Here is a 9519-nt window from a genome sequence, read left to right as displayed (position 1 = left end):
CCAGTGTGGCCGGTCGCCCTCTCAGGCCGGCTACCCGTCGTCGCCTTGGTGAGCCGTTACCTCACCAACAAGCTGATAGGCCGCGGGCTCATCCTTCACCGCCGGAGCTTTCAACTCCCACAGATGCCTGCGGGAGTGATATCCGGTATTAGACCCCGTTTCCAGGGCTTGTCCCAGAGTGAAGGGCAGATTGCCCACGTGTTACTCACCCGTTCGCCACTAATCCCCACCGAAGTGGTTCATCGTTCGACTTGCATGTGTTAAGCACGCCGCCAGCGTTCGTCCTGAGCCAGGATCAAACTCTCCGTGAATGTTTACCGGTAATCCGGTTGAACACCACGAGAGCGGAACCACCGGAGGAATAGTCCGGCGGTTCACAGCGTCCTCGCTGTGTTTTTCAAAGGAACCTCGTCCCAGCAGATGCTGGAGACGGGGTATCAACTAATCTGGCGTTGATTTTTGGCACGCTGTTGAGTTCTCAAGGAACGGTCGCTTCCTTTGTACTCACCCTCTCGGGCTTTCCTCCGGGCGCTTCCCTTCGGTGTTTCCGACTCTATCAGACCTTTTCTCGATCCGATTCCCTGTCGGCGGGATGTCTTCGGGGTTTTCGGCTTTCGCCGTCGGCCCTTTCGACATTCACTACGTTAGCTCATTCTCTCGGCAACTCATAATCGAGTCTCGCGAGTTCGAATTCGGGCACGCGGGCGCGCCAAAATCGACCCCGCTGAGGGGTTGTAGCTGAGTAGTGGGTTGGCCGCTCCGGCTGCAGGCGATCGCCGTACCCGGTTCAGCGGCTCGGGATACATTACGCACCTTCATGGGGCGCGTCAACTTCGGCGCCGCCTCGGGACGTGGGCCCGATAGGGGCTCACCGTCGGGTCGTCCGCCACCCAGAAACGCCAGGGATGGATGTCGCCGTTCCCGCCTTCGCCGGCGACTCCGGTGCGAGGGCCGCTTCGTACCTGGTCAGCGGCTGTCGGCGTACCGGTGAGCATCCGCAGCGGGGTCTCGCCGGAGGCGCACGCGTCCGTGCCGTCCAGGGCGCGGTCGACTTCCAGGGCCGTCGCCAAACGGGCCGGGCCCTTGGCCAGATCCTTGTCGTTCCGGGCCGAAACTCGCCGTTTGCGGGCCAGCTCGACGCCGTCGACGACCTCACCGGCGCGGAGCAGGACGGCGCTCGCCCGGCCCTCGGGGCCGCAGACGAGGTTCATGCAGTGCCACATGCCGTAGGTGAAGTAGACGTACACGTGTCCGGGGGGACCGAACATCACCTCGTTGCGGGCGGTGCGGCCACGGTAGGCGTGTGAGCCGGGGTCGTTCGGGCCGTCGTACGCCTCGACCTCCGTCAGGCGGACGGCGATCGGGCCGTCCGGGGTCGTACGCACCAGGATGCGGCCGAGGAGGTCCGGTGCCACCTCCAGGACCGGGCGGTCGAAGAACTCTCTGGGCAGTGGCGTACGGTCCGGGGGCGCGATCATGCCGTCCGAGGGTAATGCAGACGGGACATCGCGTCGGCGGAACCGCTCGGGGGCGGATCGCGTTTGTAGGGGTCGAGGATCCTTCGTAAAGGGAGAGTCAATGGCGTTCAAGAAGCTGCTCGCGAGCCTCGGGGCCGGCGGGGCCTCGGTCGAGACGGTGCTGACCGAGGTCAATGTGGTGCCGGGCGGTGTCGTCCAGGGTGAGGTGCGGATCCAGGGCGGGTCCGTGAACCAGGACATCGAGGGGCTGTCGGTCGGTCTGCAGGCCAAGGTCGAGGTGGAGAGCGGCGACCAGGAGTACAAGCAGGACATCGAGTTCACCAAGGTGCGGCTCGGTGGTGCCTTCGAGCTGCAGGCGGGTGCGGTGCACGCGGTGCCGTTCGGTCTGGAGATCCCCTGGGAGACGCCGGTCACGATGATCGACGGGCAGGCGCTGCGCGGGATGCACATCGGCGTGACGACCGAGCTGGCCATCGCGCGCGCCGTGGACTCCGGCGACCTGGACCCGATCAACGTCCACCCGTTGCCGGCGCAGAAGGCCATCCTGGACGCCTTCATCCGGCTGGGCTTCCGCTTCAAGAACGCGGACATGGAGCGCGGCCACATCCGGGGCACGCGGCAGACGCTGCCCTTCTACCAGGAGATCGAGTTCCACCCGCCGTCGCAGTACCGGGGCCTGAACCAGGTCGAGCTGAGCTTCGTGGCCGACGAGCACGCGATGGACGTCGTGCTGGAGATGGACAAGAAGCCGGGTCTGTTCAGCGAGGGTTCGGACACCTACCGGTCCTTCCAGGTGGGTCTGAACGACTGGATGGGGACCGACTGGGCGGCTTATCTGAACCAGTGGCTGTCCGAGGTCGGCAGCAAGCGCAACTGGTTCTAGGCTCGGGGACTGCTGGTTCCAGATCATCGATCAGGAGGTACCGAGGTGACCGAGCTCAAGCGGCGGCCGCTCCCCCATGACTTCCATCCGCCCGTGCCGTCGTTCACGGTCACGAGCGCGGACATCGAGGAGGGTGCGACGCTCAAGAGCGACCAGGTGCACGCTGAGGGCAACACCTCGCCGCATCTGCGCTGGGAGGGTTTCCCCGCGGAGACCAAGAGCTTCGCCGTGACGTGCTACGACCCTGACGCGCCGACCGGCAGCGGGTTCTGGCACTGGGTCCTGTTCGACATCCCGGCCTCCGTGACGGAGCTGCCGGCGGGTGCGGGCGGCGGCAAGTTCGAGGGCCTGCCCGAGGGCGCGGTGCATGTGCGCAACGACTACGGGACGAAGGACTTCGGCGGCGCCGCGCCGCCGCCCGGGGACGGGCCGCACCGGTACGTCTTCACGGTGTATGCGGTGGACCAGGAGAAGCTCGGTCCGGATGCCGATGTCTCTCCGGCCGTCGTCGGCTTCAATCTGCGCTTCCACACGCTCGCCCGTGCCCAGCTCATCGGTGAGTACGAGAACCCCGCACAGGGCTGACCGCACCGCACGGATTCAGCCGAGCGTTCATTGAACGTTTGCCCGCCTCCGGTCTTGGAAGTGATCGGAGGCGGGCATTTTTTATTGCGTTGTCCATCTCGGCGCGCCCGTCCAGAGTTGATCCAAGCCCGCCGGGGGGTGGGCAGATGCGCACGGGAGGTGGGCTGGATGCGGGACACGCTGGTACTGAACGCGAGCTTTGAGCCGCTGTCGACGGTGACGTTGAATCGAGCCGTCGTTCTGGTGCTCCAGGACAAGGCCGTCGTCGAGCAGGCCCATCCCGAACTGCGCATGCGCGGGGCCGATGTGGACATACCCGCGCCCCGGGTGATCAGGCTGTGCAGGTATGTACGGGTGCCCTTCCGAAGACAAGCCCCGTGGTCGAGGCGGGGGGTGCTGGTCCGGGACCGGCACCGGTGCGCGTACTGCGGGCGCAGGGCGACGACCGTGGACCATGTGGTGCCGCGGGCGCAGGGTGGCCAGGACACGTGGCTGAATACGGTCGCCGCGTGTGCGGAGGACAATCATCGGAAGGCCAACCGGACTCCTGAGGAGGCCGGTATGGCTTTGCTGCGTCAGCCTTTTGAGCCGACTCCAGCGGACGCGATGCTGTTGGCTTTGGGCGCCGAGGAGCTTGAGGCTCTGCCGGACTGGCTGGCTCGGGATGCTGCCTGACCAGTCGCCGTAGGGGCTTGTGACGTACGTCGGCCGCCGGTTGTTCGTGGTTTCTCGCGCAGTTCCCCGCGCCCCTGAAGGGCGCGGGAGGAACCCGGCGTTCACGTGGACATGCTCAGTCGATGCTCGGCTTCTCCCGGCGCTCCGTGCCCGGGCCGTTGTTCTGTGCGGGGACGTTGACTCCGCCGTTGCCCTGGCCGCCGCCGCCCAGGGGGCCGAAGTTGCCCATCGCGCCGGAGAGGCCCTTGAGGGCGTCGCCGATCTCGCTGGGGACGATCCAGAGCTTGTTGGCGTCGCCCTCGGCGATCTTCGGGAGCATCTGCAGGTACTGGTAGGACAGGAGCTTCTGGTCCGGGTCGCCGGCGTGGATGGCCTCGAAGACCGTACGGACCGCCTGGGCCTCGCCCTCGGCGCGCAGGGCCGCGGCCTTGGCCTCACCCTCGGCGCGCAGGATCTGGGACTGCTTCTCGCCCTCGGCGGTGAGGATGGCGGCCTGGCGCGTACCTTCGGCGGTGAGGATCGCGGCGCGCTTGTCACGGTCGGCGCGCATCTGCTTCTCCATCGAGTCCTGGATGGAGGTGGGCGGTTCGATGGCCTTCAGTTCCACGCGGTTGACGCGGATGCCCCATTTGCCCGTGGCCTCGTCGAGGACGCCGCGCAGGGCGGCGTTGATCTCCTCGCGGGAGGTCAGGGTGCGTTCGAGGTCCATGCCGCCGATGATGTTGCGGAGTGTGGTGACCGTCAGCTGCTCGATGGCCTGGATGTAGCTGGCGACCTCGTAGGTGGCCGCGCGGGCGTCGGTCACCTGGTAGTAGATGACCGTGTCGATGTTGACCACCAGGTTGTCCTGCGTGATCACCGGCTGCGGCGGGAAGGGTACGACCTGTTCACGCAGGTCGATGCGGTTGCGGATGGTGTCGATGAACGGGACCACGATGTTCAGGCCCGCGTTCAGGGTGCGTGTGTAGCGGCCGAAGCGCTCGACGATGGCGGCGCTGGCCTGTGGGATGACCTGGATGGTCTTGATCAGGGCGATGAAGACCAACACCACCAGAATGACCAGGACGATGATGACCGGTTCCATCGTGTTCCCCGTACCCCTCTCCGCCTCGGCGCCTTCGGCAGATCTCGTGGTTGTAGAAGATCTTGCTGGTCGAGTCTGACAGACCATCGCCCAACTCGTGGGCATGATGCCTCAGATGACGATGGCGGTGGCCCCTTCGATCTCCACGACGTCCACCTCCTGGCCCACTTCGTAGGCGCGGGCGGCGTCGAGGGCGCGGGCCGACCAGATCTCCCCGGCGAGCTTGATGCGGCCGCCGGAGCCGTCGACGCGCTCCAGGACGACCGCCTGCTTGCCCTTCAGGGCGTCGATTCCGGTGGCGAGTCGGGGGAGTTGTCTGCTGTGCCGGGCCGCGATGGGGCGGACGACGGCGATGAGCGCGACGGAGACGACGACGAACACGAGGACCTGGATCACGGCGTCCAGGCCGAGGCCCGCGGCGACGGCGGCCGCGACGGCTCCCACCGCGAGCATGCCGAACTCCGGCATGGCGGTGACCACGAGCGGGATTCCGAGCGCCGCCGCGCCGACGAGCCACCACACCCATGCGTCGATGTCGTTCACACGGTCATGGTAGGGCCGGGGCCGGGCGGCGGACAGGGCGCGAAAGGGAGCGGGGTGGGCTGGGGAAGGCTTCGGTAAGGGCTCGGGCGAAGTGTCAGGACAGGGGCAGGCCCTGAGCCGTCCAGCGGTCGCCGACCTGCTCGACGACGAGCGGGAGGCCGAAGCAGAGGGAGAGGTTGCGGGAGCTGAGTTCGAGCTCGATCGGGCCGGCGGCGAGGACCTTGCCCTGGCGGATCATCAGGACGTGGGTGAAGCCGGGGGCGATCTCCTCGACGTGGTGCGTGACCATGATCATCGAAGGGGCGATGGGATCGCGGGCGAGCCGGCCGAGGCGGCGGACCAGATCCTCGCGGCCGCCGAGGTCGAGGCCGGCGGCGGGCTCGTCCAGCAGGAGCAGCTCGGGGTCGGTCATCAGGGCGCGGGCGATCAGGGTGCGCTTGCGCTCGCCCTCGGAGAGGGTGCCGAAGCGGCGGTCGAGGTAGTCGCTCATGCCGAGGCGGTCGAGGAATGCGCGGGCGCGCTGCTCGTCGACCTCGTCGTACTCCTCCTGCCAGTGGGCGGTCATGCCGTACGCGGCCGTCAGTACCGTCTCCAGGACGGTCTGGCGCTTGGGGAGCTTCTCGGCCATGGCGATGCCGGCCACGCCGATGCGGGGGCGCAGCTCGAAGACGTCGACCTTGCCGAGGGTGTCGCCGAGGATGGTCGCGGTGCCCTTGCTGGGGAAGAGGTAGCTGGAGGCGACGTTCAGGAGGGTGGTCTTGCCGGCGCCGTTGGGTCCGAGGATGACCCAGCGCTCGCCCTCCTTCACCGACCAGGAGACCTGGTCCACCAGAGCCCGGCCCTCGCGGACCACGGATACGTCCTGAAGCTCCAGAACATCGCTCATGAGCGCGTTGTCTCCCCTTGCAGTGTGGCCGGTCTCGGCTGTCGCGTACGCCTGTGGCTCGGTCCGCCGCGCCTGTGGGCGCAGCCCTTATGAAATCTACGCCACGAGTGCCCCGCTCCATTCCATCGGTCCGGTCCTTAGGGTGGGAGCATGCTCACGGAACCGCGTTCAGGACGCCTCGCCGCTTGGGGAAATGCCCTTTTGGCCGGACTTGTCTCTCCGGATGACGCCGCGCTCGCCATCGTGGGCGAGGACACCGTGCACCGGGTGGAGGGGCTGCCCGGGGAGTCCGCGCAGGTCGGGCTCACGCTGGCCCTGGGGAGGCTGCGGACGCTGGGGGCTACCGGGCTGCGGGTCGCGCTGCCGGCGCCGGGGCATCCGCTGGGGCTGAGCGGTCCGCCCGAGTTCAATGCGCGGGCGCTGGAGGCCGAGGAGGCGGTGGTCTGCCACGGCACCGCGTTCGGGCTGGTGCCTGAGGTGTACGAGGCCGGGCCGGAGGGTGATGTGCATGCTGAGGTGATCTGGCAGGTGCTGCCGGTGCGGGAGGCGCCGCCCGCCGATGTGCCGTCGCTGGGCGAGGCCGAGCGGGAGCTGGCGGAGGCGCTGCGCGAGGCGACCGAGGTGCTGTCGAAGCTGGATGTCGCCGGGTCGGGTCCGGTGGCGGAGGCGGCGATCGACGCGTACCGGGCACGGGCCGAGCGCGGCCGGGAGGTGCTGGCGCCGGGGTATCCGCCGCGTGCGGTACGGGTGCTGGAGCTGGCACAGCGGGTCGCGCTGCTGGTGTCGCTGGCGTACGGCAACGGGCACGGCGGTGCGGTCAGTTCCAGCGAGATGGCGGCGCGTGCGGAGGCGTTGCGGCCCGTCGAGCGGACGGCGAGGCGGGCGCAGGTGGCGGCGTACAACTCGATCGTGGAGGAGCGGGAGCGGGGAGGCCGGTAACGGGTTGTGCGGGCGCCGGCACCGAACCACACATGGCAGGCCTCCCGGTGGGCACCGGGAGGCCTGTGGTCGGTGTCGGCCGGACCTCAGTGGTTGAGGCCGAGGTTGCCGAAGGCCGGGTTCAGCACGCCGATGACGCTCACGCTGTTGCCGACCGCGTTCACCGGGACGTGCACCGGGACCTGGACGACGTTGCCCGAAACGACGCCCGGGGAGCAGTGGGCCTCGCCGCCGGCCCAGCTGCCGGTCGTGGCGGAGGCCATGCCCGCTCCGGCGGCCACGAGGCCACCGGCCACCATCGTCACGGCCGCGGCCTTCTTCAGGTTCTTCACTTTCAACCCCTCCTAGGCGGTCACCGCGGCGCTTCGCCGCGGCACGCACTGGAGAACGGCGGAGATCGCCGGAGGATGCGCCATCCGGGTGACATTCCCACGACGGTATGAATCCCAGTCCGGAGCGGAACCCTCCGTGTTGCCGTGGGGCAATGCCCCGGGCATGGCGTTTCAGCTGGTCACGCCGTGTCGTACGGCCCACAGCGCGGCCTGGGTTCGGTCCGCGAGGTCGAGTTTCATCAGGATGTTGGAGACATGCGTCTTGACGGTCTTCTCGGACAGGACGAGGGCGCGGGCGATCTCGCGGTTGGAGCGGCCGTCCGCGATCAGGCCGAGCACCTCGCGCTCCCGGTCGGTGAGTGAACCGCCTCTGCTGTGGCCGGAGTTGGCCTCCTCCTGGGAGAGCAGGGCGCCGGCCACCTCGGGCTGGAGCAGGATGTGGCCGGCGTGCACGGAGCGGATGGCGCCGGCGAGGGCGTCGGGGTCCACGTCCTTGTAGACGTATCCGGCGGCGCCCGCGCGCAGGGCCGGTACGACCGTGCGCTGCTCGGTGAAGCTGGTGACGATGAGCACGCGCGCGGGGTTGTCGAGTTCGCGCAGCCGGCGCAGGGCCTCGACGCCGTCCATGCCCGGCATCTTGACGTCCATCAGGACGACGTCCGGGCGCAGTTCCTCGGCGCGGGCGACTCCCTCGGCGCCGTCGGCGGCCTCGCCGACGACCTCGATGTCGTCCTGCACCTCCAGGAAGGTGCGCAGGCCCCGGCGGACGACCTGGTGGTCGTCGACGAGCAGCACTCTGATTGCGTCAGCCACCGGGGACCTCCATCTCGATCGTGGTGCCCTTGCCGGACACCGACTCCACGGTCAGCGTGCCGCCGACCCCGCTCGCGCGGTCCCGCATCGAGACCAGGCCCAGGTGCCGTCCGGCGCGACGGACGGCCTTCGGGTCGAAGCCGCTGCCGTCGTCGGTGACGCGCAGCACGGCTCCGCTGCCGCGCCGCTGCACGCTCACGTCGACGTGTGCGGCGCCGGAGTGGCGCAGTGCGTTGTGCAGGGCTTCCTGGGCGACCCTGAGCAGGGCTTCCTCCTGTGCGGCGGGCAGCGCGCGGAAGCCGTTGCCGGTGAAGGTCACGCGCGCGGTGTGGGCGCGGTCGAGGACCCGGGTCTGGGTGCGCAGGGTGGCGACGAGGCCGTCCTCGTCCAGGGCGGCGGGCCGCAACTCCACGACGGCGGCGCGCAGTTCGTCGGCGGCCTCGGCGGCGAGCGTGGCGACCTGGTGGAGTTCGCCCTTGGCGCGGGCGGGGTCGCGGTCGACGAGGGCGGCCGCGGCCTGGGCGGTCAGGCGCAGGGAGAAGAGCTTCTGGCTGACCGCGTCGTGCAGTTCATGGGCGAGGCGGGAGCGTTCCTCGGCGATGGTGAGTTCGCGGCTGCGTTCGTAGAGCCGGGCGTTGGTGAGGGCGATGGCGGCGTGCTGGGCGAGGATGGAGAGCAGTTCCTGGTCCTCTTCCGTGAAGCCGCAGCTTCCTTCCGGCTTGGGGCAGTTCTTGTTGGCGAGGAAGAGCGCGCCGATGACCTCGTCGCCGTCCCGGATGGGCAGGCCGAGGAAGTCGGCCAGGTCCGGGTGCGCGGCCGGCCAGCCCTCGAAGCGGGGGTCCTTGCGCACGTCGGCGAGGCGCTCGGCCTTCGCCTCGCGCAGCATCGCGGCGAGGATGCCGTGCTGGCGAGGGAGCGGGCCGATGGCACGCCACTGCTCGTCGCTGACGCCGTCGACGACGAACTGGGCGAAGCCGCCGTGGTCGTCGGGGACGCCGAGGGCGGCGTACTGGGCGTCCAGCAGCTCGCGGGCGGAGGCGACGATCGTCTTGAGGACGTCGCGCACCTCCAGATGCCTGCTCATGGCCAGCAGCGCGGCACTGACCGCGCCGAGGCCGGACCGGGGGCCTTGACTCATGTCCTCACGGTACCGGCGGGGTCCGACAAGCGGATCGGACCTGTGGCGGCGGGACCCCGTCCGCTGGTCCTAGGGCGGCCGGCCCAGGTCCCGGGGCCCCGGACGTGCGGTGTACGCCGAAGGGCCCCTGCGGTTTGCGGCCCGCGTCCGAGGCGGCCGGGAC

General features: G+C 69.1%; 11 protein-coding genes and 1 rRNA gene. 4 read left to right on the top strand and 8 right to left on the bottom strand.

Translation table 11 applies throughout. From position 1 onward, the window contains the following. Positions 1–311, bottom strand: a 16S ribosomal RNA gene (locus ACWCQS_RS12000); the annotation flags it as partial. A 516-nt stretch (positions 312–827) separates the two neighbouring features. After that, entirely contained in the window at positions 828–1478 is a 651-nt protein-coding gene (locus tag ACWCQS_RS11995) for a DNA-3-methyladenine glycosylase (RefSeq protein WP_451004298.1), read from the bottom strand. A gap of 100 nt (positions 1479–1578) precedes the next feature. On the opposite strand from ACWCQS_RS11995, the gene ACWCQS_RS11990 reads away from it, so the two are divergent. From ACWCQS_RS11990 to ACWCQS_RS11980, 3 genes are all read left to right on the top strand, one after another. Next, positions 1579–2361, top strand: coding sequence for a sporulation protein (locus tag ACWCQS_RS11990; protein WP_451004297.1), 783 nt, complete (start codon positions 1579–1581; stop codon positions 2359–2361). A 45-nt stretch (positions 2362–2406) separates the two neighbouring features. Continuing rightward, entirely contained in the window at positions 2407–2946 is a 540-nt protein-coding gene (locus ACWCQS_RS11985; protein WP_451004296.1) for a YbhB/YbcL family Raf kinase inhibitor-like protein, read from the top strand. Between the two features lie 168 nt (positions 2947–3114). Further along, positions 3115–3621 (top strand): HNH endonuclease, encoded by a 507-nt coding sequence (locus tag ACWCQS_RS11980; protein WP_451004295.1) that lies wholly within the window; start codon positions 3115–3117, stop codon positions 3619–3621. Positions 3622–3736: 115 nt separating this feature from the next. Here ACWCQS_RS11980 and ACWCQS_RS11975 read toward each other — a convergent pair whose 3' ends face one another. The 3 genes from ACWCQS_RS11975 to ACWCQS_RS11965 all read right to left on the bottom strand — a co-directional run bounded on the left by ACWCQS_RS11975 (position 3737) and on the right by ACWCQS_RS11965 (position 6134). Then, complete coding sequence (locus tag ACWCQS_RS11975) at positions 3737–4705, bottom strand: SPFH domain-containing protein (protein ID WP_451004294.1); 969 nt, start codon at positions 4703–4705, stop codon at positions 3737–3739. A gap of 111 nt (positions 4706–4816) precedes the next feature. After that, positions 4817–5248 (bottom strand): NfeD family protein, encoded by a 432-nt coding sequence (locus ACWCQS_RS11970; protein WP_451004293.1) that lies wholly within the window; start codon positions 5246–5248, stop codon positions 4817–4819. Positions 5249–5342: 94 nt separating this feature from the next. Continuing rightward, complete coding sequence (locus ACWCQS_RS11965; RefSeq protein ID WP_208901649.1) at positions 5343–6134, bottom strand: ABC transporter ATP-binding protein; 792 nt, start codon at positions 6132–6134, stop codon at positions 5343–5345. 150 nt (positions 6135–6284) lie between these two features. Here ACWCQS_RS11965 and ACWCQS_RS11960 point away from each other — a divergent pair, with 150 nt between their 5' ends. Further along, positions 6285–7073: a hypothetical protein gene (locus ACWCQS_RS11960; protein WP_451004292.1), complete on the top strand. Its 789-nt coding sequence runs from the start codon at positions 6285–6287 to the stop codon at positions 7071–7073. An 86-nt stretch (positions 7074–7159) separates the two neighbouring features. Here ACWCQS_RS11960 and ACWCQS_RS11955 read toward each other — a convergent pair whose 3' ends face one another. The 3 genes from ACWCQS_RS11955 to ACWCQS_RS11945 all read right to left on the bottom strand — a co-directional run bounded on the left by ACWCQS_RS11955 (position 7160) and on the right by ACWCQS_RS11945 (position 9356). After that, positions 7160–7405, bottom strand: a complete 246-nt coding sequence (locus ACWCQS_RS11955) for a chaplin (RefSeq protein WP_388634785.1) — start codon at positions 7403–7405, stop codon at positions 7160–7162. A 171-nt stretch (positions 7406–7576) separates the two neighbouring features. Continuing rightward, on the bottom strand, positions 7577–8218 hold the full coding sequence (locus ACWCQS_RS11950; RefSeq protein WP_451004291.1) for a response regulator: 642 nt from the start codon (positions 8216–8218) through the stop codon (positions 7577–7579). Next, a complete protein-coding gene (locus tag ACWCQS_RS11945) occupies positions 8211–9356 on the bottom strand; it encodes a GAF domain-containing sensor histidine kinase (RefSeq protein WP_451004290.1) in 1146 nt (381 codons plus the stop codon). Before ACWCQS_RS11945 ends, ACWCQS_RS11950 begins: the two co-directional genes overlap by 8 nt. Positions 9357–9519: the final 163 nt, after the last annotated feature.

It is taken from the genome of Streptomyces sp. NPDC002076, assembly GCF_053593835.1.
The sequence above is the reverse complement of the archived record's forward strand: the minus strand, read 5'-3'. Positions and strand labels throughout refer to the sequence as shown.

What these genes read in the sequence shown, in the direction of transcription:
- ACWCQS_RS11995 (WP_451004298.1), bottom strand. Translation starts at nt 1,478, where the DNA reads ATGATCGCGCCCCCGGACCGTACGCCACTGCCCAGAGAGTTCTTCGAC.
- ACWCQS_RS11990 (WP_451004297.1), top strand. Translation starts at nt 1,579, where the DNA reads ATGGCGTTCAAGAAGCTGCTCGCGAGCCTCGGGGCCGGCGGGGCCTCG.
- ACWCQS_RS11980 (WP_451004295.1), top strand. Translation starts at nt 3,115, where the DNA reads ATGCGGGACACGCTGGTACTGAACGCGAGCTTTGAGCCGCTGTCGACG.
- ACWCQS_RS11975 (WP_451004294.1), bottom strand. Translation starts at nt 4,705, where the DNA reads ATGGAACCGGTCATCATCGTCCTGGTCATTCTGGTGGTGTTGGTCTTC.
- ACWCQS_RS11965 (WP_208901649.1), bottom strand. Translation starts at nt 6,134, where the DNA reads ATGAGCGATGTTCTGGAGCTTCAGGACGTATCCGTGGTCCGCGAGGGC.
- ACWCQS_RS11960 (WP_451004292.1), top strand. Translation starts at nt 6,285, where the DNA reads ATGCTCACGGAACCGCGTTCAGGACGCCTCGCCGCTTGGGGAAATGCC.
- ACWCQS_RS11945 (WP_451004290.1), bottom strand. Translation starts at nt 9,356, where the DNA reads ATGAGTCAAGGCCCCCGGTCCGGCCTCGGCGCGGTCAGTGCCGCGCTG.